Origin of the sequence: Aestuariivirga sp., from assembly GCF_037139295.1 — a bacterium.
Classification (GTDB): Bacteria; Pseudomonadota; Alphaproteobacteria; order Rhizobiales; family Aestuariivirgaceae; genus Aestuariivirga.
Genome location: NZ_JBAXGR010000057.1, coordinates 1 through 24601 on the forward strand (window position 1 = coordinate 1; position 24601 = coordinate 24601).

The window sequence follows — 24601 nt, forward strand, 5'->3', positions numbered from 1 at the left end:
GGTCCAAGGTGTGTCCGTTCGTTACGCCGCCGGTGCCGCCGTCACCACCGATGCGCAGGGTCAGGCGACGCTGTCGTTGCCGACGACAGTGCCCGACGACGGGTACGGCGTGGTCGTCGCCACCGTCGGCGACAAGACCGCGATCATGCAGGTGAACGCTGTCCGCCAGACGCTGCGCGACCAGGCGCGTTGGTACGTGTTCGACGACCGGCAGGTCTACCAACCGGGCGAGACGATGCGGGTCAAGGGGTGGGTGCGGCGGCTGACGGTGAGCGGTGCCGCCGATCTGGTGTCGCTGCGCGCCGGGGACACCATCGACTACATCGTCACCGACGCATACGGCAACCAGATCCTGAAGGGCACCACCAAGGTGCGCGTGCAATTCATTGGTCCTGCGCCGTTGAATGACAATGGCGGCAAGCATCTCATGGCCATGAACACCGAACTCGAACGCGGAACGCCCAATCGCAGCCTCATCGCCGCTGCCGACCGGCGGCGGGGGAAGTCGTCGGTTGCAAACGTGACGGTTGCGGAGGCGCCGCCGCCGAAGAAGGCATCTCGGGCTGTGGCGGAGACCGTCGCCTACCAGCCGCCGCCTACGCCCGAGGCGCCCGCTGCTGCATCACTCACTGGCGATATCAGTTATTTCATCCAGCTTGGATCATTCTCGGATGGTGGCAACGCTGCGCGGGTGCGTGACCAGTTCGCATCGGCATGGCCGGTCCAGTTCATCGAACTCTCGGGCGCGGCCGGCCCCATCTACCGGGTTCGGATCGGGCCCATCACTGATCCGGACGATGCCCAGACGGCTCTCGCGGATGCGCAGACGGCGGGCTTTTCAGACGCACACTTGATCAAGATGGAAGCCGTCCAGGCCTCGCTGCAATAGGCTGCCGCAGCCACTTGCGCTCTGGTGCGTGGCGTTCTTGTCAGGCGGGAACACCCTCGCGGTCTTCTCTGGCCTGTCCGGGGTCTCCATAGGGCCAGCGCCCCATGATGAGGATTGCCGCCAGGGAGACGAAGGCACCCGCAATGATCACCAAGGCGGGTGCCATCTCGATGCCCCGACGGGCGAAAATGAATTCGGTGACCAGTGGCGCAAGTCCGCCGAAGACGCCGACAGGAATGCTGTAACCTAGCGAGACGACCGTGGTACGCACCTGAGGTGCGACCAGTGCCACCATGCAGGCGCACATCGGCCCTACGAAGAAACCCTGGCCGATAGCCAGGATGGTGATGCCGATGACCTGCGATGTCGTGTCAGGGCTCCCCATGTACTGAAAGGCCGGCCAGGCTCCCGCCAGCAGCACGATGAGGCCAAGTATCGAAACCCGGAGCCTTCCGAGATGATCGCCCAGGGCGCCACCCGCTAGCGAGAGCAGCGCCACAGCCACGAGGCCATAGAGGTTGATGCCGAGGGCATGCAGGCGTGTGACGCCAGCCACCTGCACCATCCAGGGAACGGCAAAGGCAAAGCCCACGAAGGTCACGACACCAGTCGAGGTATTGGCAAGGGCAATGGCCAGCATCTCCCACCAATGGTCCCGGAAGGCCCTGATGAGGATGCTCTCGGAGTTGGCCTGGGCGAGGATGGCCTTGTCGGCGCCGAGGCCCATGCGCACCCCGAAGCCAACTGCGGTGAGCAGGACACTGGCGATGAACGGAATGCGCCAACCCCAGGCGGCCATTTCCTCAGTGCCCAGCAGGCTGCCGACAACAATGCATACGGCGGTGCCGAGGAACAGGCCGCCGAATGCGCCCATGGGGCTGAAGCTTCCCCACAGTCCGCGCCGCTTCGGTGGTGCATGCTCGACGATGTAGACGATCGACGAGGAGTATTCGCCACCGACCGACAGGCCCTGGATCATGCGAAGCACGATCAGCAGGATGGGAGCAAGAACGCCAATCGTCTCATAGGTCGGGAGAAGGCCGATGATCAACGTTGGCACAGCGATCAGCACGACGGACAGCTGCAGCGCGAAACGCCGGCTCATTTGGTCGCCAACGAGGCCCAGCACCAGCCCACCCACCGGCCGCATGATCATGCCAACGGCCAAGGTGGCATAGCTCGCGAGCAGACCCGCAATGGGATCGGTTGAAGGGAAGAAATGGGCTGCGAAATAGCTGGCGAGAAAGGCATAGACGGTAAAGTCGTAGAACTCGATCGCATTGCCGATCGCGCCTGCCACCACCACCCGCGCCGAAGACGGCTGTTCCGCTTGCTTTTCCAATTGCTGGCCCCCAGTTTTCCCCGAAACGAGCATAATGGATCAAATGAGCCGGTACCATTGGTAGACTTCCGGGGAGGAGCCCTTGGGGGAGGCCAGTTAATGGCACTTTATCTGGTCTTTGCTGCCCCGCGCCACCGCGTTGATTTCGGTCTCGAACGCCTCTAGCGTACCGTCATGACGCCTGTCCCGCGCTTTCCTCGAATCGTCAGTATCCTCCTGGCCGCAATCCTGTTGCTGGTGCTGCCGGGCCTCGAGGGCGCGCTCGCTCAGGGCAAGGCGGACGAACCCTATGTGTCGAAGGCGGAAGAGGCGATCCTGCTGGATGCCCGCACCGGCCGCGTGCTGTTCGAAAAGAACGCCGATGCACCGGTTCCCCCCGCCTCGATGAGTAAGCTGATGACCATGATCATGGTCTTCGAGGCCTTGAAGGCGGGGACCCTCACGCTCGACCAGACATTCAAGGTGAGCCAGGATGCCTGGAAGCGGGGTGGTGCCTCCTCGGGCGGTTCTACGATGTATGCCGAGCTCAATTCGGAAGTGGCGCTCGAAGATCTCATCAAGGGCGTTGTCGTGCAGTCTGCCAATGACGCCTGCATCGTGATCGCCGAGAACATGGCGGGAAGCGAACAGGCCTTTGCCGAGCAGATGACCAAGCGCGCCCATGAACTGGGCGCCACCAATGCCACCTTCAAGAATGCCACCGGCCTTCCCGACCCGGAACATACGATGAGCGTGCGCGACCTTGCCGTGCTGGCCCGCTACATCATCAACACCTTCCCGGAATACTATAAGTACTACTCGATCCCGGAATTCACCTGGAACAACATCAAACAGCAGAACCGCAACCCGCTGCTCAAGGACTATCCGGGCGCGGATGGCATGAAGACCGGCTACACCAAGGAGGCGGGCTATGGTCTCATTGGTTCGGCCCAGCGTGATGGTCGACGCCTCGTCATGGTGATTGCCGGGCTGCGCAGCATCAATGACCGCAAGCAGGACGCCCAGGGCCTGCTCGACTGGGGCTTCAAGCAGTTCCGTGCGGTTGACGTGTATACCAAGGGTGACCGCGTTGGTCAGGCGCGCGTCTGGGGCGGCACGCAACGCCACGTTCCGCTGCTCGCGGCGGGCGACGTGCGCGTTGCACTCACGCCCCAGGAGCAGGAAATGGCCGAAATGAAGCTCACCTACACCGGGCCGCTGCTCGCCCCCGTGGAGAGTGGCACCCAGGTGGGGTCGGTTCGCTTCATCGTTGACGGGGTTACGGTGGCAGACGTGCCGGTAGTGACCGGCGGTGCTGTGCCCGTTGATGCCTCAATGTGGTCGCGCGCCGTTGATTCCGTTTTCATCATGGTCTTCGGCAGCTAGATGCCGTCTCTCTTCATCACCTTCGAGGGGGGCGAAGGCTCCGGCAAGTCGACGCAGATCCGTAAACTGGCGACGCGGTTGGAGGCAGCGGGCAGGGACGTGCTGATCACCCGCGAGCCGGGCGGCACGCCGGAAGCGGAGGCGGTGCGCGCACTCCTCGTTTCGGGCGACGTGGCACGCTGGACCCCGAAGTCGGAAGCCCTTCTGAACTATGCCGCACGCGAGCAGCACCTCGAGCAGGTTATCCGCCCCGCGCTTGCCGAGGGCCGCATCGTGTTGTGCGACCGCTTCATGGATTCGACACGCGCCTATCAGGGTTACGCCGGCGGTTGCGAGTTGGGCTTCATCGATGCGCTTGAAAGGGCCGTCGTTGGTACAACGCGACCGAACCTCACACTTGTGTTCGATCTGGACCCCGCCATCGGCCTTGCCCGCGCCAAGTCGCGCGGCGATGCCGTTGCCGAGGACCGTTACGAACGCAAGGGCCTTGCCTTCCACCAGAAGCTGCGTGAGGGCTTCCTCGATATCCTTCGCAAGGATCCGAAGCGCTGCCGTCTGGTGGATGCCGCGCAGGATATCGATGCGGTTGCCGACGATGTCTGGTCGGTGGTTGAAGGCGCGCTCTGATGGCGGAGGACTTCAAGGATCCGCGTGACGTTCCCTGGCACCCGCGCCGTGCCGCGGAATTGTTCGGCCATCGGGCGGCGGAGACCCGGCTGTTGCAGGCCCATCAGTCTGGAAAGCTGCATCACGCCTGGTTGTTGTCCGGTCCCCGGGGGGTCGGCAAGGCAACGCTCGCCTACCGCTTTGCCAAGTTCCTCCTGCAGGTGCCCACTGCCCATGGCGCCAAGGCTCACACCACACTGCACATTGCGCCAGAGGGCCATGCCTTTCGGCAGGTGGCGGCTGCGTCACATCCGGACCTCCTCGTCATAGAGCGCGCCGTTGATCAGCGTGCCAAGCGGCTGAAAACCGAGATTGCGGTCGACGACGCTCGCGAGGCTCAGAATTTCTTTGCCCGTACTTCCGGTGCGGGCGGCTGGCGGGTCGCCATCGTTGATGCGGCGGATGACCTCAATTCCGAATCCGCCAACGCCCTCCTCAAGGTGATCGAGGAACCGCCGAAGCAGTCCATCTTCCTCATCGTCTGCAACCAGCCGGGGCGCCTGCTGCGCACCATCCGCTCGCGTTGCCTGCACCTGCCGATGGACCCGCTCTCGACCGATGAGACGCTGAAGGTGCTTCGTCACCTGCCTCCTGGCGCTGTCGAGGTGGAGCAGGGAGGTTTGCGCGACGTCTCCGAACTCTCCCGCGGCAGCCCAGGCAAGGCCATGGACCTTATCGGCTCCCGGGGCGCTGCGGCATTCGGGGAGTTTCTCAAGCGGTCGAAGCTGTCGCCCGCCACGGCGGTGGAGATTGCAGCAGCCTTTTCCGGACGTGAGACGGCCGAGGATTATTTCATCTTCTGCGACCTCCTGGTCGGCTGGATCGCTGAGCAGGCCCGCGCCGCCGGAATGCGTGGTCACGGTGAGCCACTGGCCCGGGCGCATGATGACATCAACGCTTCCCTCAGGCAGGCGGATGCCCTAAACCTCGACCGCCGCCAGACGGTCACCGATGCGCTGATGCGCCTCGAGGAGGCGCTGAAGGCCTCCTGAATTCAATAAGATCGAAGAACATGTCGAAACCGAAATTCTACATCACCACGGCCATTCCCTACGCCAACGGCGCGCCGCACATTGGCCATGCCTATGAGCGTATCGCGACCGATGCCATTGCCCGCTTCAAGCGACTCGACGGCTATGACGTACTGTTCGTCACCGGCATGGACGAGCATGGCCAGAAGATGCAGCAGACGGCCGCCCGCGAGGGCATCACGCCGCAACAACTGGCGGATCGCACTGCGGCCCAGTTCGAGGAGATGGGCGAGCAGCTGAACGCGCGCGCCGACGACATCCTGCGCACCACGGAAGACCGCCACAAGCTTTCCGTGCAGGAAATCTGGCGCCGCATGGCCGCCAACGGCGACATCTACCTCTCGAAGTATTCCGGCTGGTATTCGGTTCGAGATGAGGCCTATTACGGCGAGGACGAGATCGAGGAGCGCGACGGCCGCCGTTTCTCCCTCAAGACCGGCACGCCCGTGGAGTGGGTTGAGGAAGAGAGCTATTTCTTCAAGCTTTCGGCCTATGCCCCGAAGCTGCTGGAGCTTTACGAGAAGCGCCCGGATTTCATCGTGCCGGAGCATTACCGTAACGAGATCGTCGCTTTCGTGAAGCGCGGGCTGAACGACCTCTCCATCTCGCGCACCACCTTCGACTGGGGCGTGCAGGTGCCGGATGACCCGAAACATGTGATGTATGTCTGGGTCGACGCGCTGACGAACTACCTCTCGGCAACCGGCTTCCCCGACACCCACGCGCCGCGCGCCGGGTTCTGGCCGGCCTCGGCCCATGTGATCGGCAAGGACATCACGCGGTTCCACGCAATCTACTGGCCGGCCTTCCTGCTGTCCGCCGGTCTGCCCGTACCGGACCAGGTGGTCGTCCACGGCTTCCTGTTCAGCCGCGGGGAGAAGATGTCCAAGTCGGTCGGCAACGTCGTGGCACCGTCTGATCTCGTGCGAACCTATGGTATCGACCAGACACGCTATTTCTTCCTTCGCGAGGTGCCGTTCGGTCAGGACGGCAACTACAGCCACGAGGCGATCGTCAACCGCATCAACGCCGACCTCGCCAACGACCTTGGCAACCTCGCCCAGCGCTCGCTGTCGATGATCGCCAAGAACTGCGGCGGCGTGGTTCCGAAGCATGGCGATTTCACCGCAGCGGACAAGGAAATCCTCGCCGCCGCCGATGGCATCCATGCCGAGGCGAGGGCGGCGCATGAAACCCATGCCATCAACAAGGCGCTCGATGCCATATGGCGGGTTGTAGCGGAGGCGAACCGCTACTTTGCCGGGCAGGAACCCTGGGCGCTTAAGAAGACCGACCCCGCCCGAATGGAGACTGTGCTCTATGTGACCGCTGAGGTTTTGCGCATCATCGGCATCACGGCACAGCCCTACATCCCGGCATCGGCGGCATCGCTTTTGCATCTGTTGGGCATCGATACAAACACCAACTTCGCCGATCTCGACAAGCGACTGGTGTCGGGAATGCCGCTTCCCGCACCGGCGCCGATCTTCCCCCGCTATGTCGAGGAAGAGGCAGAGAAAGCCTGATGCGTGTCGTCGACAGTCATTGCCACCTCGATTTCGAGGGCATGGAAGAGAACCTGGCCGCCGTCCTGAAGCGCGCCGAGGAGGCGGGGGTGGACCGTATGGTTTCGATCTCCTCGCGTGTTCGGAAGTTCGATAATCTGCTTCGCATTGCGAATAAAAATTTCAATGTTTTCTGTACGGTAGGAACACACCCTCACAATGCGCACGAGGAATTGGACGTTACCTCCGACGATCTCGTGCGGCTTGCCGAGGCCGAAAAATGCGTTGGTATTGGCGAGGTCGGGCTCGACTATCATTATGACCTGAGCCCGCGCGACGCGCAGGCCCAGGGCTTCCGCGTCCACATCGATGCCGCCCGCCGCACAGGCCTGCCGCTGGTCATCCACAGCCGCGAGGCCGAAGACGACACGATCTCGATCCTGCGCGAGGAGATGGCAAAGGGCAAATTCACCCCGCTGCTCCACTGCTTCACGTCGCACCGGCGCCTTGCCGATGCGGCGGTCGACATGGGAGGCTATGTCTCCTTCTCTGGCATCCTGACCTACAAGACCGCCGAAGACCTTCGGGAGACGGCGGCGGCATTGCCCATCGAACGGATCATCGTCGAAACCGACTCTCCCTACCTCGCGCCCATTCCATACCGGGGCAAATCCAATGAGCCGGCCTTTGTCGTGAAGACCCTGGAAACGCTGGCGAAAACCCGAAACCTGCCGGTTGAGGAAATGGCCTGCATCACCACCGAGAACTTTTTCCGGCTGTTCTCCAAGGCCTCATGACGCGCAAGATCACCATCCTCGGAAGCGGCTCCTCCGGCGGTGTTCCGCGCGTGGGGAATGAGTGGGGCAAGTGTGATCCCACCAACCCGAAGAACCGTCGCCGCCGCTGCTCGGCGCTCGTCACACAAACTGGCCCGGCAGGCGAAACACGCGTACTTATAGATACTTCGCCTGATCTTCGTGAGCAAATGCTGAGCTCTGAGATCCGCGACATTGATGCCGTGCTCTTCACCCATGAGCATGCCGACCACACGCATGGCATTGACGATCTGCGCGCTTTCTTCCTGATGAAACGCAAGCGCGTCGAGGTTTGGGCTGATGATGCGACAGGGCGCATGCTGACCACCCGTTTTGCCTATTGCTTCTACGCCGCACCAGGCAGCGACTACCCGCCTATCCTCAATCTCAATGCGCTCGTGGGCGGTAATCCCGTCATCATCGATGGAGCAGGGGGCGCGATCACGGCGGTGCCCTTCCAGGTTCACCACGGCACCATCGACGCTCTCGGCTTCCGCATCGGCGACATGGCCTATACGCCCGATATTGACGGCGTTCCGGACGCCAGCCTGAAGCACCTCGAGAACCTTGACCTGTGGATTGTTGACGCGCTTCGGCGCACGCCGCACCCCAGCCACTGGAGCCTGCCGCAGACCCTTGGATGGATCGCTCGCATCAAGCCGAAGCGTGCCATCATCACCAACCTGCACATCGACATGGATTTTGCCACACTTGTGAAGGAACTTCCGGCAGGTATCGAACCGGCCTATGATGGCCTCGACCTGGTCTTCTGACCACGCCACGGAGCTTCGAAGACAATGTTGAAATTAATTGCCGCGAGCCTCACGGCTTTGGCGCTGCTTGCTGGCCCGGCGCTTGCCCAGACATCCTGCGACCCGGCCCAGCTTGCCGCCGCCGTCGACCGCTACGCGCAGGAGCCTTTCAGCGCCCGCACCTGGCGCGTGCTGCAGGGGCTTGGAGACCCGATGCTGGAACCGGGTTCGGCCGATGCCGATACCTGGGCGCAGCAGGACGCGTGGCGCAAGATCACCACTCAAATCCTGCCATCCGAGCAGGACCTGCAGAACGTCGGCTGGAGCTGCCGCATCGGCTATCCGCTGTCGGTGCTCAACAAGCGGATCGACCAGCTGGGCGCAGCTGATCCTTATGTAAAACAATGGCTTCTGGCCCAGCAGCAGGTCATCCGCGCCTGCTCAAACGACGAGGGCGAAGTCTCGCTCCCCGAACCGCTTGCCGATGAGCCGGCCGTAGCCAACCGCCAGAAGGCTGACCGCGCCTATCAGGAGGCCGCGATCGCCTTCTACCGCGACAAGCAGAAGGCAATCCCGCTGTTCAAGGCGATCGCGGCCTCGAATTCCATTCACCGCGCCGCCGCCGCCTACAACGTCGCCAACCTGCTGGCCAATGCCAAGCAACCGGTTGAGGCGCGCGTTGCTGCAGAAGCGATCCTTGCCGATCCTGCGCTGTCCTCCGTTCACCAGATCACCCGGCAACTGCTGGGCTACATCGCGAACCAGGAAGATACCGCCCCGGGCTGGACCGGCCTCATCGATGGCGACATCGCTGTGCTGGAGACCCCGGCGGCGCAGATCCTCGCGGATGATGACCTGAAGCGGCAGTATAGCATTGCGCTGTATGATATTGATTTCGTAGGAATTCGCCAGAAGGATGGTGACTGGTGGCTTGACGGGACATTGCCCGAGAATGCCACCATCTCGAAGTCGATTGTCGACGCTGCGCGCCAGCATCCGATGGCGCTCTGGATGATGGCGGGCCAGTCGGCCAACCTGAAATACCAGGTGGCACCGTGGAGCCTCGTTGGGACCAAGTGGCAGGCGCGCATGTCGGACTATGTGGGCAAGGCACTTGGCGTGCAGCCCACGGGCGGCAAGCTTAGCGGATCGGCGCTGGCCATGCTGAAAGCGTTTGCTACCAAGCCCGATGATGCCTCGCGGAGCGAAGTGTGGGGGCAGGCGAAACAGGCCATGGATGCCGCCGCCAACAGCTGCGGCGCAGCCCCCGAAACGGCCGCCGCCGGATTCCTGCTGAACCACGCCGTCAGGCTTTCGGCACTTGCCGGAAAATATGATGAAGCGGAGCAGGGGCTTGCGGCCGTTCCCTTCAAGCCTGCGCAGGCTTACTCGGGCACTGCGCTTTACAATCTGGCGCAATATCTGGTCTCGCAAGGGAACACGCGGGAACTCCGCAAGCTGCGCGATGGTCTGATCACGCCGGAGTTGAAATCCAGCCTGTCGGCAGATGACCGGATGCTCGATCGGAACAAGTATTCGTCGTTGCTGGCGCTCGCCGCCGAGGACGAAGCGCACTGGAAGGACGCGGTGCTGAGGAACGGCGATCCGGGCTCTGACATCACCTTCAATTTCCTGCCGACCAAAGCGCTGTGGGAGCTGTCCAGCGACCAGAGCTTCACGCCGCGCGACCGGGCGCTGTTTGCACGTGCTGCATGGACGCGGGACTATGGCCTGGTGCGCAAGGTCGATGGCGAGCACCTGGATGCGCTTCACACCTTGAACCCTGAAATCAAAGCGATTTTCGACAAGGTGAAGGCGGATTATCCGGACATCAGCCCGCGAAACCAGCGGCTGTTAACCATATTGAGGAGCCCGCCGCACAACATTCTCGTGTCGATGCCGGGCGGCTGGCAGAACGAGAGCATCAAACCTGACAGCTTCACCGAGATCGATGGCTGGAACCCCAACGACAAGAATTGGTGGTGCCCGTATGAGCCGGACCGGCAGCTTGGAGCACTGCGCCAGCAGGCAGACGACGTGAATGGCTTCCCGGTCTATTTCGACTATCAGATGAAGCGCCTGGGCGACGTCTATGACCCGGCGCTGCGCGCGCCGCTGGCAGCCAACCGCGATACGGTTCTGAAGGCGCATCCCATGGTCAAGTCCGTGGACTGGAAGGAACTTCAAGCGCTGTCGCGCATGGCCCAGGGGCCTGAGCGGTTGACCAAGGCTGCCATCGACTGGGGCAAGGCCTCCAAGGGCAAGGACGGCGCGCCGGAAGCTTTGGCGCTGGCCGTACGGACGACGCGCTATGGCTGCAACTGGCATGGTGGGCACGGGACTTACTCGAAGCCGGCGCAGCAGCTGCTGAAGACGAAGTTCGCCGGCACGCCGTGGCAGCAGCAGACGCCATACTGGTTCGACTGCCGCAGGACGATGTGGACGAAGGACTTCAGCGAGAAGGTCACGACCTGCGAGCCGATGACCTGGCCGAAGCAGGCACCATTGAAGTGAGGGTTGTGGAAATCAGTTCAAGCCATTGCTGGGGGCTGATTTCGTAGACTTGCGGTATACACCAAATTGTTCCATAATATATATTATGCGAATGAAAGTTGTAGGCTGTCCTTGGGTGTGTGAGGGTCGATTACGCAGCCCTGCTTCAGCCCGCTTACCAATCTCCCGGGCCTGTTCGACGGTCGCGGTCAGACGTTTGCTTCGGACAGGCTTCCCACCGGGATGATCTCAGGCGCGTCTGGCGTGAACGGCGCTCCGTGCCAGTCGCCGAGCCATCGATTGATCTTGAGGCCCGCCTCGGCAATGCGCGCGGCAATCTCGTCTCGGCTTGCAAAACGGATGCGGGACGATGCTGTTTGGATGCTGCCTGCGTTACCGCGGTAGATGGTTTCGTCGGTGACGATCTGCGTCTCGGCATCCATGCTGACGTCGTTCCATGTCGTGATGCCACCAAGTTCCGGATGGTCGAACACCCTCATCGTGAGGTCCGGTACCCACTCCCTCCACTCCTCGCGCGCCGGATTACGGGAGTCGAAGATGAAAGAACCACCCGGCGCCAGGTGAGCGGCCATCGTTTCGCAAAGTGCAAGTTGGTCGGCGTCAGTGAGAAAACACTGGAAAGCGTGACCAGTCAAAACCACGAGATCGAAACGCCGACCGAGCCGAACGCTGCGCCCGTCTGCCTGAACCCACGTGACTGTGTCGCCGCCCTGGCGTTTGCGGGCAATGTCCAGCATGGCCCCTGCCGGATCGACGCCCCAGACGTTCCGGCCGGGACCCAAGGCAGCCGCGAGAAGCCCGGTGCCGCAACCAAGATCGAGGACGCTATCCGCCCGTTCAGCCATGGCGAGGCAGTGGCGGGTATCTTCGCCCCAACCATTCTCGGCATCGTAGAAATGCACGATGCCGGGATCGTGGAACAGCTTATCCTGCATGTTCTCCGGGTAGCCGAATTTCGCGGGATCGGCTAGTAGGCTGGTCATGACCCATACCCCTGAAAATCCCGCCGACATGGATCCCCGCAAGATCGAGACGCTGCGCGCCATCATGAAGGCGCTCCGGACGCCGGTAACGGGCTGTCCGTGGGACCTTGAGCAGGACTTCGAGACGATTGCGCCCTACACGATCGAGGAAGCCTATGAGGTGGCGGATGCCATCCAGAATGGCTCGCGCGCGGAGTTGTGCGAGGAGCTGGGCGACCTGTTGCTGCAGTCGGTCTACCACGCGCAAATGGCTGATGAGGAAGGTAGTTTTACGTTCGACGATGTGATCGAGGCGGTGAACAAGAAGATGATCCGCCGGCACCCGCATGTGTTTGGCGACGACGAGGCGCGCTCGGCGACGCTGGCCAAGGGCTTCTGGGAGGAGCGCAAGGCGGAGGAGCGCAAGGACAAGCCCAGCCAAGGCACGCTGGCGGGGATTCCCGTCGCCCTGCCCGGCCTCACCCGCGCGGTAAAGCTGCAGGCCAAGGCCGCGAAGGTGGGCTTCGACTGGCCGTCAGTGGACAATGTCTATGACAAGATCGCCGAGGAGGTGGCGGAGTTCCGTGACGCGCCGGAAGACAAGAAGCCCGAGGAATTCGGCGACCTACTCTTCGCAATGGCCAATGTTGCCAGGCACTTGGGGATAGATCCTGAGGCGGCGCTTCGGGGTACGAACGCCAAGTTCGAGCGCCGTTTCGCGCATATCGAGGCAAGGCTCCAGGAGATGGGCAAGGAGCCGAAGCAGTCCAGCCTCGAGGAGATGGACGGGCTTTGGGATGAGGCGAAACGGTTGGGGAAGTGAGGCCCATTGTCCCCTGTTCGCCTCATGTGTTGTGGTGTGCGTCGGTTGTTATTTCGCGTTGCTGGCCGTTGCGAAAGGCGATGGTGTTTGTTGCAAGACGGTTGTTGTCGGATGCACCTATGGAGCGATCGGAATGCACCGTAATCCGGTTGCGCAAGATTGTTGCGTATTGGCGTTTGGGATGCTGCCTGAAGCTGGGTCCCCGGCTTTCGCCGGGATGACGGCATTATGGAACGCTACTCCGCCGCGACCTTCTTCTTCTGGCCGAGCAGCTTCATGGCGGTGCCGAAGCGGGCCTGGGCCTGACCGGCCTTGTCAGTGGTGAGCCGAACCTTCATCAGCACCCGGCCGTCCGGGTAGTTGCGTCGACTCAACACTTCGCCGCGGTCGTGGAGCCACGCCTGCCCCTGGCCGTCCTCGGCGTCGAGCATCACCTCGTAGATCGTGTCGTCGGCACCAAGGCGGCCCTCGATGAGTTCAAGCAGCGGGCGCACGCCCTCGCCCGTGACGGAAGAGACCAGCACGCAGCCGGGCCTGCGGAGCGCCTGAGCCTCGCGACCGGCGCGCTCCTCTGGCGGCAGCAGGTCGAGCTTGTTCCAGACCTCGATGATGGAGCCCCGGCGGAGCTCGTCGATGCCCAGTTCCTCCAGCACGCGGTTGACGTCCTCGGCCTGGGCCTCGGAGTCCTCATGTGCGATGTCGCGGACGTGCAGGATGACATCCGCCGAGAGGACCTCTTCCAGCGTGGCGCGGAAGGCGGCGATGAGCGAGGTGGGAAGATCGGAAATGAAGCCGACCGTGTCGGACAGGATGATCTTGCGGCCATGCGGCAGCTGGATGACCCGCATGGTGGGATCGAGCGTGGCGAACAACAGGTCCTTGGCGAGGACCTCAGCGCCGCTGAGACGGTTGAAGAGCGTCGACTTTCCGGCGTTGGTATAGCCCACCAGCGCCACCACAGGGTACGGCACGCGGGCCCTGCCCTTGCGATGCAGCGCGCGGGTTTTCTTGACGCTTTCGAGCTGGCCCTCGATGCGGGCGATGCGCTCCTGAATCAGGCGACGGTCAGCCTCGAGCTGGCTTTCACCCGGGCCGCCGAGGAAGCCGAAGCCGCCCCGCTGACGTTCCAAGTGAGTCCAGGAGCGGACCAGCCGGCTCTTCTGGTACTGCAGATGGGCCAGTTCGACCTGCAGCGTGCCTTCACGCGTGGAGGCGCGCCTGCCGAAGATCTCGAGGATCAGGCCGGTGCGGTCCAGCACCTTGGCACCCCATTCCTTTTCTAGGTTGCGCTGCTGGATGGGCGAGAGCTGGGCGTTGACGACCACGAGCTCGGCCTCCGTTTCCTTCACCACCGCGGCGATCTCGGCGACCTTGCCGGAACCGAGCAGTGTGGCGGGCTTGGGCGCCGCGACAGGAGCGACGATTGCCGCCTCTACCTCGAGGTCTATGGCGAGCGCCAGCCCCACGGCCTCCTCCAGCCGCGCCTCGACGGCGCGGTCGGAGGTGGGCGGTGCGCCGCGGTCACGGCGGTCGACGTGGAGGACGATGGCGCGGGTTGCGGCCTTGCCTTCAATCTGGAAGTCGACGCCAGCGCCGCTCCCGCTCTTGCTTCGTGTGGTCAACCGGCGGCCTGCTCTTCGTCAAACAGGCTGATCGGGCCGCCCGGCATGATGGTCGAAATGGCGTGCTTGTAGACCAGCTGGGACATGCCGTCCCGGCGGAGAAGAACGCAGAAGTTGTCGAACCAGGTGATAACGCCCTGCAGTTTTACGCCGTTGACGAGGAACACCGTGACCGGAATCTTCTGCTTGCGGACATGGTTGAGGAAGGTGTCCTGCAGGTTTTGCTGTTTTTCTTGGGCCATCTTTTTTTGTCCTGTTCTCTATTGGGCCTTGGTGGCGACGGTGAGCCTATCACGAAACGGCAACTTGGAAAATTTCACAGTTCCGTGTCTTCCTCGCTGCGGCCGGTGAGGCCCAGGAGCTTGATCTTGCGGTGGAGCGCTGAGCGTTCCATGCCGATGAACTGGGCGGTGCGCGAGATGTTACCGCCGAACCGGCCGAGCTGGGCGGTGATGTAGTCACGCTCGAACACCTCGCGCGCATCGCGCAGTGGATAGACCAGGAGATGCTCGATGCCGAAAGTGGCAGCCGCCGCCCCTGCTCCGCCTGTATCCGACGGCAGCATGGCGGCGGTGATTTCCGAGGTGCCCTCGCCGCTCGCCAGGATGAGGATGCGCTCGACGTTGTTGCGCAGCTCGCGCACGTTGCCCGCCCATTCGCGCGTCTGCAGCACGGCGATGGCATCATCGGCGAATTTGCGCATCGGTTGGCCGGAGGCGGCGGAGTAGCTCTTGGTGAAGTGGTGGATGAGGTCCGGAATGTCTTCCCGCCGCTCGCCAAGGCCCGGAACATCGATGGGCACCACACCGAGGCGATGATAGAGGTCCTCGCGGAAGCGGCCGATCGAGATGAGCGACGGCAGGTCACGGCTGGTCGAGGACACGACGCGGATGTCGACCTTCACCTTCTTGGCGCCACCGACGCGCAGGAAAGTCTGGTCCACCAGAACGCGCAGCACCTTGCCCTGCGTCTCGATCGGCATGTCAGCGAGTTCGTCGATGTAGAGGGTGCCGCCGTGCGCCTCTTCCAGCGCGCCAACACGGCGCGTGGCGCCAGTGCCGTCCTCGACGCCGAAGAGTTCTTCCTCCATGCGCTCGGGCGCCATGGCGGCGGCACTCAGCGTGACGAAGGGACCGGCAGCCCGCAGCGACATGACGTGCAGCGTGCGCGCGGCAAGCTCCTTGCCGGCACCCATGGGACCGGTGATCAGCACGCGGCTGTTGGAGGGCGCGATCTTCTTCAAGAGTTGCCGCAGCTGGCGCATGGCTGCGGAATTGCCGAGCAACTCGGTTTCAGCGCCTGAGCGACCCTTCAGTTCTTCGTTCTCGCGCTTCAGCCGCGACGTCTCGAGCGCGCGGCCAACGACCAGCAGCAGGCGGTCCGCCTTGAAGGGCTTCTCGATGTATTCATAGGCCCCACGCTTGATGGCGGCCACCGCAGTCTCGATGTTGCCGTGGCCGGAGATGATGATGACCGGCACCTCCGGGTGCTTCTCCTTGATGATGTTCAGGAGATCGAGGCCGTCGAGCTTCGAACCCATCAGCCAGATGTCGAGGATGATGAGCGAAGGACGGCGCTGCGCCACTTCGGCCAGTGCCGCATCGGAATTATGCGCCAGCCGGGTCTCGTAGCCTTCGTCTTCCAGGATGCCCGCAATGAGCTCCCGGATGTCGGCTTCGTCATCGATGATGAGAATGTCTGCTGCCATCAGCCTATCCGTACTTTCATTCGGCCGCGCTCGTCTGCGCGGCAATCTTGTCAAAAAGGAGCGTGACGCGGGCACCCTGGATTCCGTCAGTGGCAGGCGCATCCTCGAGGATGAGGCGGCCGCCGTGTTCTTCCATGATGCGCTTGACGATGGCGAGACCGAGGCCGGTGCCCTTCTCGCGCGTCGTCATGTAGGGTTCTGCCAGGCGATGGCGGTTCTCGCGCGGCAGGCCGATGCCATTGTCGGTCACGCGGATGTAAGGGTGCTCGTCCGCAATGCCGGCGACGACCTCGATGTGGCCGCGCGGCTCCGGTTGGTTCTGCAGGCGGGACTCGATCGACTCGCGGGCATTCTTGACGAGGTTGGTGATGGCCTGGGTGATGAGGCGGCGATCGAAGGGGAAGACGAATTCGCCGTTGCTGACGTCGAGCTCGATGTCGATATCGGACGACGACACGCGCTGCAGGACGGTGGCCTCGCGCACGATGGAGGCAAGCTCCTGCGGCTCGGGGATCGCCTTGGGCATGCGGGCGAAGGAGGAAAACTCATCAACCATGCGGCCGATGTCGCCAACCTGCCGGATGATGGTGTCGGTGCACTGGTCGAAGACGTGCTTGTCGGTGTGGATCTGGCCGCCATACTTGCGCTTCAACCGCTCGGCGGAGAGCTGGATGGGTGTGAGCGGATTCTTGATCTCATGCGCGATGCGGCGCGCGATATCCGCCCAGGCGGAGTTGCGTTGCGCCGAGACGAGGTCGGTGATGTCATCGAAGGTGAGCACATGGCCATGCGCGGCGTCTTCCGAGCTTTCGGTCGTGACGCGGGCGAACAGGCTGCGGCTTTCGCCCTTGCGCTCAATGTCGACCTGACCTTCGGCGAAGCCCGAGGGCCTGGTCAGAGCCTGCTCGAAGATCGGCAGGAAGGGTTCGAGCGCCACCTCGGCAGGCTCGCCGATGAGTTCGCTTTCGCCGCGGCCCAGCAAGTTGAGGCCGGAACGGTTGACGAGCGAGATGCGTCCTGACGGATCGATGCCGATGACCCCGGCACTGACACCCGCCAGCATGGCCTCGGTGAAGCGGCGGCGCTGGTCGATCGCATCGCTGGCGTCGACGAGATCGTCGCGCTGCTGCTTCAGGTGATCGGTCATCAGGTTGAAGGTGTTGGAGAGAGTCTGGAGATCTTCCGGGCCCTCGACGACGGTGACCTTGGCATCGAGCTCGCCGCCGGACACGCGGCGTGCGGCATCGAGCAGGCGCACCACCGGAGCGACCACCTTGTCGGAGAACCAGAGACCCACCCAGATGGCAGCCAGCAGAAGGATGAAGCCGACGAGCGCGAACATCATGCCGAAGGTGAGCTGCACGCCGAGGCGTTGCGACATCAGCCGGTCGTATTCGCTCTTTGCTTCCTGCGCGTCGCGCAGCTGCTTCTGGATGGACGGGTTGATGATGCGGTAGACCATCAGGTAGGTGTTGTCGAAATTGGGCAGTTTGATCAGGCCACGGACGACATTGCCGCCCTCGCCCGGCTGGATGACGACCAGTTCGCCCTTGTCGGCTTGGGCAAGATAGGCCTTGCTCGGCGGGAAGAAGGCAAAATTCTCGCGCGCCACGACCCGCGCCACGAATTCCTGCTTGCCGTCTTTCTGTTTCGAGGGATCGAAGACGAAGATCGCCGGGAGCCCGTGCAGCAGGGCATGGTTGGCGACGCGGCGGATGAAGTTGGTGGGGTCCTTGTCGTAGAGCTCTCTGTGCTGCGACAGGTCTGCCGAGATCTGCGCCACGTCGTTGCGCACCGCTTCGCCGTGGTCATGGACATAGGTCTCGGCGACGTAGACGGCGGAGTCCACGATGGCGCGGGTACGTTGCGAGAACCAGGCATCGAGGCCGCGATTGAGCGTGACGGTGGCAAACACCGCGACGACGATGGCCGGCACGACGGCAATGAGGCTGAACAGCGTCACGAGGCGCAACTGCAGCGAAGCGCCCGGCGTACCGTTGCGCCGCTCGATCAACAGGAAGATGATCTGCCCGAGGATCAGCAGTGCCAGCACCAGCAGCACAGCGCCGTTGACCAGCATCAGCATGAAGGTGTTGTCGCTGTTGGGCGTGATCGGCGTCATGCCGGTGAGGATGGCGAAAGTCGCCAGGCCGCAGGCCACACCCGCAAGGACGAGCACGAACCCGACGACGCCCGTAAAGCGCCGGACGCGGTCGAGCAGCCTGTTTTGCGCGCGTTCGATCATGCAACCTGTTCAGCAGAACCTGTTGCAGGAAATCAACAGTAAATGTGTCCTATTTGCGACAGTAACGTTAGGAAAAGTTGTTTGACTCGCGTGCTTCCTTCGCTGGGTCATCACCCCCGGGCTTCACCCGGGGGGCCTTTCCGCGCCCAAAAAGGATGCGCGGGTCAAGCCCGCGCATGATGATGAAGTTCGGACTCATCCCAGGCCCCGGACCACCTTCACCTGACGGTCGCGCAGTTTCACGCGCAGGGTGTTGCGGTTGATGCCGAGGAGGTCTGCCGCGCGGAGCTGGTTACCTGCGGTGGCCGCGAGCACGGCGCGCAGCAGGGCTGGCTCCACCTCAGCCAGGATGCGCTCATAGAGGCCGGCAGGCGGCAGGCCTGTGCCGAACTTGGCGAAATAGCGCGAGAGATAGTTCTCCATGAATTCCGGCAGGCTGGAGCCGGAGAAATCCATGGACTCGGCCGCCTGCTGGATGGGTACTGCGGCGAGTTCACGCTCGATGGCCGGAGACGAGATGGTGTCCTCGATTTCGATGGCGACGAGGCGGCGCAGCAGGTTCTCGAGCTCTCGCACGTTGCCCGGCCAGCGGTGGGCCTGCATGCGCTCGATCGCCTCACGCGAGAGCTCCTTCCGCGGCAGGCCTTCCTTGACGGCCTGGGCCAGGAAATGGCGGACAAGGTCTGGAATGTCTTCCGTGCGTTCACGCAAGGGCGGCAGCCGCAGCGGCACGACGTTGAGGCGATAGAACAGGTCTTCGCGGAAGCTTCCCTGGTTGATGAGCTGACGCAGGTCACGATGGGTGGCCGTGATAATACGGATATTGGTCTTGATCGGCGCGTTGCCGCCCACCGTGGTGTATTCACCCTGCTGCAGTACGCGCAGAAGCCGTGTCTGGGCTTCGAGTGGCATGTCGCCAATCTCGTCCAGGAACAGCGTGCCGCCTTCGGCCTGCTCGAAACGGCCGGCCATGCGCGAGGTGGCGCCAGTGAAGGCGCCCTTCTCATGGCCGAAGAGTTCGGACTCGATCAGCTCGCGTGGGATTGCCGCCATGTTGACGGCCACGAAGGGGCCCTTCCGGCGACGGCCATAATCATGCAGCGCGCGGGCGACGAGTTCCTTGCCGGTGCCGGATTCGCCGACGATCATCACCGTGAGGTCGGTCTGGGTGAGCCTTGCGATGATGCGATAGATTTCCTGCATGGCCGGCGAGCGGCCGACGATGGGGAGCGACTCCGACTGGCTGACGCCATTGGACGGTGCCGGCTTCTGCGATTGCTCCAGCGCGCGGCCCACGGTCTGCACGAGCGCATTGAGGTCGAAGGGCTTGGGGAGATAGTCATATGCGCCGCGCTCGGCCGCTGTGATGGCCGTCATGATGGTGTTCTTGGCGCTCATCACGATGACGGGCAGCGTGGGCCTGAGCTTCTTGATGCGGGGGATGACATCGAAGGCATTCTCGTCGGGCAGCACCACGTCGGTGACCACGGCATCGCCCTGGCCCTCCGACACCCAGCGCCACAGGGCACCCGCCGTGGCGGTGGAGCGCACGGCATAGCCTGCGCGGCTGAGCGCCTGGCTCAGCACCGTGCGGATGGCGCTGTCATCGTCGGCGATCAGGACAGTCTTGCCGCTCATGGCGTGTCGTCTCCATCAAAATCACGGGGTGCGGCAGTGCCGCGCATCATGGGCAGCAGCACGCGGAAGGTGGTGCCGCGCTCGCGGCCCACGCATTCGATGATGCCGCCATGGTCGCGGACGATCTTGGCGACAAGGGCGAGGCCCAGTCCCTTGCCACCGGGCTTCGTTGTCACGAAGGGATCGAAGATGTTGGGGCGCAGTTCCTCCGGAACGCCCGGCCCCGTGTCATGCACGCAGACCTCGAAGGGCAGCGTGATGCGCTCTGTGGTGCCGGGTACCATGAGGCGGATGCCGGGGCGGAAGGCGGTGGTGAGCAGGATCTCGCCTGCCTCGCCGTTGTTCTGGATTGCCTCTGCCGCGTTCTTGGCGAGGTTGAGGAAGACCTGCACCAACTGGTCCTTGTTGCCGAGCACCGGCGGCAGCGACGGATCGTAGTCCTCGCGCACGCTGACGCCCTGCCCCATGCTTGCGGTGGTGAGGCGCTTCACGCGCTCCAGCACGGCGTGAATGTTGACCGGGCTCTTGTCCAGTGGGCGTTCATCGGAGAACACTTCCATCTGGTCGACGAGGTCGCGGATGCGGTCGGTCTCCTCGCAGATGAGGCGGGCGAGCGCGCGGTCATCGGAGTTGAGCGTGGGCTCGAGCAGCTGAGCCGCACCGCGGATGCCGGCGAGCGGGTTCTTGATTTCATGCGCCAGCATGGTGGCCATGCCGGAGACCGAGCGCGCCGCACCGCGCGAGGTGAGTTGCCGGTCGATCTTGTGGGCCATGGAGCGTTCGAGCAGCATGACGATGACGAAGCGCGGCTCGTCATGCATCAGCGTGGCCTGGACGTCGACGAGGCGCTCGCCGCCCAGCCGCGGCGTGCCGACGGCGACCGAATATTCATTCACCACGCCGGCACTGGCACGCGCCTGCGCGATGGAGCCGAAGACCGGGCTCGAGAACGGCACGAGATCGCCCAGCTGTTGGCGCGTGAGCACGTTGCTGGAGGCCTGGAAGTAATCCTCCGCCGCGACATTGGCGAGGCAGATGCGCTCTTCCTCGTCGAGCACGATGAGCGGGTTGGGGAGTGCGTCCACCACCGCTTTGGCAAGCGGGCTCTCGGGTGCGGGGGGACGGTCCTTCAGGGGGGCGTTCATGCCGCGGCCCTTTCTTGCACGGTGTCGAAGAGCTGACGCAGCCCGTCGCGCACCACGGCGTTGTCATTGGTCCTGAGCAGTGCTGCGCGCCACTCGGATGCCTTCTCGGGCGTAATGAGGTTGCGTTCGGCCAGACGGGTGATCGCCCAGCCGATGTGCTTGCGCGCCACGCGGTTGCCGTGGTGCGCGCCATGGGCGACGAGGATGCGCTCGTGATGCTCGGCCACGATGCGGGCCTCCTCGGCGAGCGAGGGTTCAGTTGCCCCCGAGCCGGGATCGAGGCCCTCGGCGATGACGCCCGGCCACCAGGGGCGGCCATAGGCGCCGCGGCCGATCATCACGCCGTCGGCACCGGATTTTGCCAGCATCTCGCGTGCGTCCTCGACGGAGGCGCCGTCGCCATTGGCGATGAGCGGAATGGAAATGGCCTCGCGGACTTTCGCGATCGCCTGCCAGTCCGCCTTGCCGCCATAGAACTGGCAGCGGGTGCGGCCATGCACGGTGACCAGTGCGATGCCCTGCTGCTCCGCGCGGCGGGCGAGTTCCGGTGCGTTGAGGGAGTTGTGGTCCCAACCCAGCCGCATCTTGAGCGTGACAGGCACGGAGGCCGCTTGCACCGTGGCCTCGATCAGTTTCTCGGCATGATCGAGGTTGCGCATGAGGGCGGAACCGGAGAGGCCGCCGGTCACCTCGCGCGCCGGGCAGCCCATGTTGATGTCGATGATCTCCGCACCCATGTCCTGCGCGACACGCGCCCCCTCTGCCATCCAGTGCGGTTCGCGGCCGGCAAGCTGGATCACGAAGGGTGAGAGCGATTCCGCGCCAAGCGCCCGGCGCAACATGTCAGGCCGCGCATTCACCAGTTCCTCGCTGGCAACCATCTCGCTGACCACGAGACCGGCTCCGTGCTGATGTGCGACCGCACGGAACGGCTCGTCCGTCACACCCGACATGGGGGCGAGGAAAACCCGGTTGCGGGTTTCAATGGGGCCGATCTGAATGCCCATTATTTAATCACGAACTGTCGTTGTTTAATTTAAAGGCAGGATAACCCGATGTTGCATTGCGTCAAGGGCCTTTGTTGCGAGGCTGGATTGCGCTTGCTACAGCAGAACCATGACAGTTGCGGCAGTGATCGTGGCCGGAGGCTCCGGCTTGCGCGCAGGGGGCGAACGGCCGAAACAGTACCAGCTCATTGGCGGCAGGCCGGTGATCTGGTGGACCTGCCGGGCCTTTCTTGCGCACCCTGGCGTCCACGTCGTGCAGCCGGTCATCGGCGAGGGCCATGAGCAGATGTTCGCCGAGGCCGTCGATGGCCTTGGCCTGCCACTTCCCGTCATCGGCGGATCGACCCGCCAGGACTCCTGCCGCATCGGCATCGAGGCGGTGGCGCGGCACAAGCCCTCCAAGGTGCTGATCCATGACGCCGCACGGCCCTTCGTTTCCGACGCCCTGATCGACAACGTCATCGGCTGGCTCGACCGCTTCCCCGCCGCCATTCCCGGCATGCCGGTGGCGGAGACACTGAAATTCGCACCCGGCGGCATGGTGAGCCGCACGGTGGACCGCGCCTCGATCTGGACCGCGCAGACGCCGCAGGGCTTCACCTATGACGGCATCCTTGCCGCCTACCGCAAGGCGGAGGCCGAGCAGACGCAAGGCCTGACCGATGATGCATCGGTTGCGGAGCACGCGGGGATTGCCATATCCATGCTCATGGGTGAGTTGGAGAACCGAAAGCTGACGACTGCCGACGATATCGTGATGGCCGACCGCGACATGACGGGCCGCGAGCTGCAGGACCGGCCGGATGTGCGCGTGGGCCAGGGCATCGACGTCCACCCCTTCGATGACGGTGACGCGGTCATCCTGTGCGGCATCGCCATTCCCCACACCCAGAGGCTCAAGGGACATTCCGATGCCGATGTCGCCATGCATGCGCTGACGGACGCGATCCTCGGCACCATCGGCGAGGGCGACATCGGCACGCACTTCCCGCCGAGCGATCTGCAGTGGAAGGGAGCTGCATCTCGCATTTTCCTGGAGAAGGCCGTATCACTGCTGGAGGCGAAGCGCGGCATCATCGCCAACGCTGACATTACCATTTTGGCCGAGGCGCCGAAGATCGCAGCCCATGTGCCGGCGATGCGGGCCTTCCTCGCGCCGCTGCTGCATGTGGACCCGTCGCGCATCGCCATCAAGGCGACGACGATGGAGAAGCTCGGCGCCATCGGCCGCAAGGAGGGCATCATGGCCTATTCCACGGTGACGGTGCGGCTGCCATGAAAGAGATGACGCGAAAGGAATGCCCATGAAGACGATCATTGCTGCAGTTGTGGCCCTGTGGGCGTCCAGCCTCAGTGCCGCTGCCGACGACATGACACAGGCGGCGGTGGACGTTGCCGCACAGGTGCGCGGCCAGGGCTATGCCTGCACCGATCCGGTGAGCGCCACGCGCGACGAGGCGGCCTCGAAACCCGACCTGCCAGTCTATGTGCTGACATGCGCCAATGCGAGTTACCGGGTGAAGGTGATCCCGGACCAGGCAGCGGTGGTGACGCAGGAGCAGTGAGGGGTGTGCCGTGCGGCAAAGGATGCGCGGGTCAGGCCCGCGCATGATGCATTCAAAGCGTCATCATGGCCGGGCGTGACCCGGCCATCCTTTGAGCGGCCATGAGAAGGTGTCCTGAAGATGTTCCCTGCTGACCTCACCTCGCGCGCGGCCGCGCTCATCAACCACCTGCGGAGCAAGACTCTGATGCTGGCCACAGCCGAGAGCTGCACTGGCGGGCTCATTGCGGGGCTGATAACCTCCGTGAGCGGATCATCGGATGTGCTGGACTGCGGTTTCGTCACCTACTCCAATGCGGCGAAGGCACGGATGATCGGGGTGCCGTCCGAGCTCATTGCCGAGCATGGCGCGGTGAGCGAACAGGTGGCGCGGGCCATGGCTGAGGGGGCGCTTGCCAACAGTGCGGCCGACGTTGCCGTGGCGGTGACGGGTGTTGCCGGGCCCGGCGGCGGTTCGCCGGAAAAGCCGGTGGGACTGGTGCATTGCGCGGCGGCACGGCGTGGGCTTCCGACACTGCATCGAGTGCTGCGACTGGGCGATATTGGCCGGGAGAAGGTGCGGATCGAGACGGTGCGCGTGGCGGTGGAGTTGGCCTACGAGATCGCGGGCCCATAGAGCACGCGGGCGCGCTCCTCGAAGGCGGACATGACCTTGCGCACTGCCATGTCGAACATGCCGGACAACACCATCTGCAGCATCTTGCTTTTCAGCGTGTAATCGACGGTGAAGTTGATGTCGCAGCGGTTGTCGCCCGTCGGCACGATCTTCCATTCGGAAACGAGGTGCTTGACCGGCCCCTGATCGGATCGCGCGGTGACGGTGAGGGCTTCCGGGTCGACGGTGACGCGGCTCACCATCACCTCCTCGATGGGGAGCTTGTCATAGGCAACCGTCAGCTCGCCCTCGAAATGCTCTTGGCCCTTCGCGTCCGTCTTTGCGCCACGCACGATGGAGCGCTTCACCAGCGGCAGGAATTCCGTGTAGCGGGCCACGTCCCGCGCAATCGC

The 24601-nt window shown here is 63.6% G+C and carries 22 protein-coding genes; 12 read left to right on the plus strand and 10 right to left on the minus strand.

Annotated features, from left to right (window positions below):
• A partial coding sequence (locus tag WCJ41_RS14070) for an SPOR domain-containing protein (RefSeq protein ID WP_336906464.1) occupies positions 1 to 889 on the plus strand: 889 nt, incomplete at its 5' end.
• 40 nt (positions 890 to 929) lie between these two features.
• Here WCJ41_RS14070 and WCJ41_RS14075 read toward each other — a convergent pair.
• Positions 930 to 2231, minus strand: a complete 1302-nt coding sequence (locus WCJ41_RS14075) for an MFS transporter (protein WP_336906465.1) — start codon at positions 2229 to 2231, stop codon at positions 930 to 932.
• Between the two features lie 174 nt (positions 2232 to 2405).
• Here WCJ41_RS14075 and WCJ41_RS14080 point away from each other — a divergent pair, with 174 nt between their 5' ends.
• From WCJ41_RS14080 to WCJ41_RS14110, 7 genes are read left to right on the plus strand one after another with little or no spacing between them, the layout of a single operon-like run.
• Positions 2406 to 3596: a D-alanyl-D-alanine carboxypeptidase family protein gene (locus WCJ41_RS14080; protein WP_336906466.1), complete on the plus strand. Its 1191-nt coding sequence runs from the start codon at positions 2406 to 2408 to the stop codon at positions 3594 to 3596.
• Positions 3597 to 4223 carry a dTMP kinase gene (gene tmk / locus WCJ41_RS14085; protein WP_336906467.1) on the plus strand — a complete coding sequence of 209 codons (627 nt, stop codon included), beginning with the start codon at positions 3597 to 3599 and terminating at the stop codon, positions 4221 to 4223.
• Positions 4223 to 5254, plus strand: a complete 1032-nt coding sequence (locus WCJ41_RS14090) for a DNA polymerase III subunit delta' (RefSeq protein WP_336906468.1) — start codon at positions 4223 to 4225, stop codon at positions 5252 to 5254. Before tmk ends, WCJ41_RS14090 begins: the two co-directional genes overlap by 1 nt.
• A 5-nt stretch (positions 5255 to 5259) precedes the next feature.
• On the plus strand, positions 5260 to 6819 hold the full coding sequence (metG, locus tag WCJ41_RS14095) for a methionine--tRNA ligase (protein WP_336906482.1): 1560 nt from the start codon (positions 5260 to 5262) through the stop codon (positions 6817 to 6819).
• Positions 6819 to 7595 (plus strand): TatD family hydrolase, encoded by a 777-nt coding sequence (locus WCJ41_RS14100; RefSeq protein WP_336906469.1) that lies wholly within the window; start codon positions 6819 to 6821, stop codon positions 7593 to 7595. The genes metG and WCJ41_RS14100 overlap by 1 nt, the downstream gene beginning before the upstream one ends.
• Entirely contained in the window at positions 7592 to 8386 is a 795-nt protein-coding gene (locus WCJ41_RS14105; RefSeq protein WP_336906470.1) for an MBL fold metallo-hydrolase, read from the plus strand. Before WCJ41_RS14100 ends, WCJ41_RS14105 begins: the two co-directional genes overlap by 4 nt.
• A gap of 24 nt (positions 8387 to 8410) precedes the next feature.
• Positions 8411 to 10879: a hypothetical protein gene (locus WCJ41_RS14110; protein ID WP_336906471.1), complete on the plus strand. Its 2469-nt coding sequence runs from the start codon at positions 8411 to 8413 to the stop codon at positions 10877 to 10879.
• A gap of 188 nt (positions 10880 to 11067) precedes the next feature.
• Here the strand turns inward: WCJ41_RS14110 and WCJ41_RS14115 are convergent, their stop codons facing one another.
• Complete coding sequence (locus WCJ41_RS14115; protein ID WP_336906472.1) at positions 11068 to 11862, minus strand: methyltransferase domain-containing protein; 795 nt, start codon at positions 11860 to 11862, stop codon at positions 11068 to 11070.
• A 28-nt stretch (positions 11863 to 11890) separates the two neighbouring features.
• On the opposite strand from WCJ41_RS14115, the gene mazG reads away from it, so the two are divergent.
• The gene (gene mazG, locus WCJ41_RS14120) at positions 11891 to 12664 is read left to right on the plus strand and encodes a nucleoside triphosphate pyrophosphohydrolase (RefSeq protein ID WP_336906483.1); all 774 of its coding nucleotides are present in this window, start codon (positions 11891 to 11893) and stop codon (positions 12662 to 12664) included.
• A 236-nt stretch (positions 12665 to 12900) separates the two neighbouring features.
• Here mazG and hflX read toward each other — a convergent pair whose 3' ends face one another.
• From hflX to dusB, 7 genes are all read right to left on the minus strand, one after another.
• Entirely contained in the window at positions 12901 to 14211 is a 1311-nt protein-coding gene (gene hflX / locus WCJ41_RS14125) for a GTPase HflX (protein ID WP_336906484.1), read from the minus strand.
• A 71-nt stretch (positions 14212 to 14282) separates the two neighbouring features.
• Complete coding sequence (hfq, locus tag WCJ41_RS14130) at positions 14283 to 14528, minus strand: RNA chaperone Hfq (protein WP_290542423.1); 246 nt, start codon at positions 14526 to 14528, stop codon at positions 14283 to 14285.
• A gap of 74 nt (positions 14529 to 14602) precedes the next feature.
• Positions 14603 to 15994, minus strand: coding sequence for a sigma-54 dependent transcriptional regulator (locus tag WCJ41_RS14135; protein WP_336906473.1), 1392 nt, complete (start codon positions 15992 to 15994; stop codon positions 14603 to 14605).
• 16 nt (positions 15995 to 16010) lie between these two features.
• Entirely contained in the window at positions 16011 to 18239 is a 2229-nt protein-coding gene (locus WCJ41_RS14140) for a PAS domain-containing sensor histidine kinase (protein ID WP_336906474.1), read from the minus strand.
• Between the two features lie 195 nt (positions 18240 to 18434).
• Positions 18435 to 19877, minus strand: coding sequence for a nitrogen regulation protein NR(I) (gene ntrC, locus WCJ41_RS14145; RefSeq protein WP_336906475.1), 1443 nt, complete (start codon positions 19875 to 19877; stop codon positions 18435 to 18437).
• Complete coding sequence (locus tag WCJ41_RS14150) at positions 19874 to 21022, minus strand: ATP-binding protein (protein WP_336906476.1); 1149 nt, start codon at positions 21020 to 21022, stop codon at positions 19874 to 19876. Before WCJ41_RS14150 ends, ntrC begins: the two co-directional genes overlap by 4 nt.
• The gene (gene dusB / locus WCJ41_RS14155) at positions 21019 to 22029 is read right to left on the minus strand and encodes a tRNA dihydrouridine synthase DusB (RefSeq protein WP_336906477.1); all 1011 of its coding nucleotides are present in this window, start codon (positions 22027 to 22029) and stop codon (positions 21019 to 21021) included. Before dusB ends, WCJ41_RS14150 begins: the two co-directional genes overlap by 4 nt.
• A 109-nt stretch (positions 22030 to 22138) precedes the next feature.
• Here dusB and WCJ41_RS14160 point away from each other — a divergent pair, with 109 nt between their 5' ends.
• The 3 genes from WCJ41_RS14160 (at position 22139) to WCJ41_RS14170 (ending at position 24209) form a co-directional block, all read left to right on the plus strand.
• Positions 22139 to 23308 (plus strand): bifunctional 2-C-methyl-D-erythritol 4-phosphate cytidylyltransferase/2-C-methyl-D-erythritol 2,4-cyclodiphosphate synthase, encoded by a 1170-nt coding sequence (locus tag WCJ41_RS14160; RefSeq protein ID WP_336906478.1) that lies wholly within the window; start codon positions 22139 to 22141, stop codon positions 23306 to 23308.
• 25 nt (positions 23309 to 23333) lie between these two features.
• On the plus strand, positions 23334 to 23594 hold the full coding sequence (locus tag WCJ41_RS14165; RefSeq protein WP_336906479.1) for a hypothetical protein: 261 nt from the start codon (positions 23334 to 23336) through the stop codon (positions 23592 to 23594).
• A gap of 120 nt (positions 23595 to 23714) precedes the next feature.
• Positions 23715 to 24209 carry a CinA family protein gene (locus WCJ41_RS14170; protein ID WP_336906480.1) on the plus strand — a complete coding sequence of 165 codons (495 nt, stop codon included), beginning with the start codon at positions 23715 to 23717 and terminating at the stop codon, positions 24207 to 24209.
• Here the strand turns inward: WCJ41_RS14170 and WCJ41_RS14175 are convergent.
• Positions 24188 to 24601, minus strand: a 414-nt coding sequence (locus WCJ41_RS14175; RefSeq protein WP_336906481.1) for a type II toxin-antitoxin system RatA family toxin, incomplete at its 5' end; no start/stop codon positions are given. The genes WCJ41_RS14170 and WCJ41_RS14175 overlap by 22 nt on opposite strands.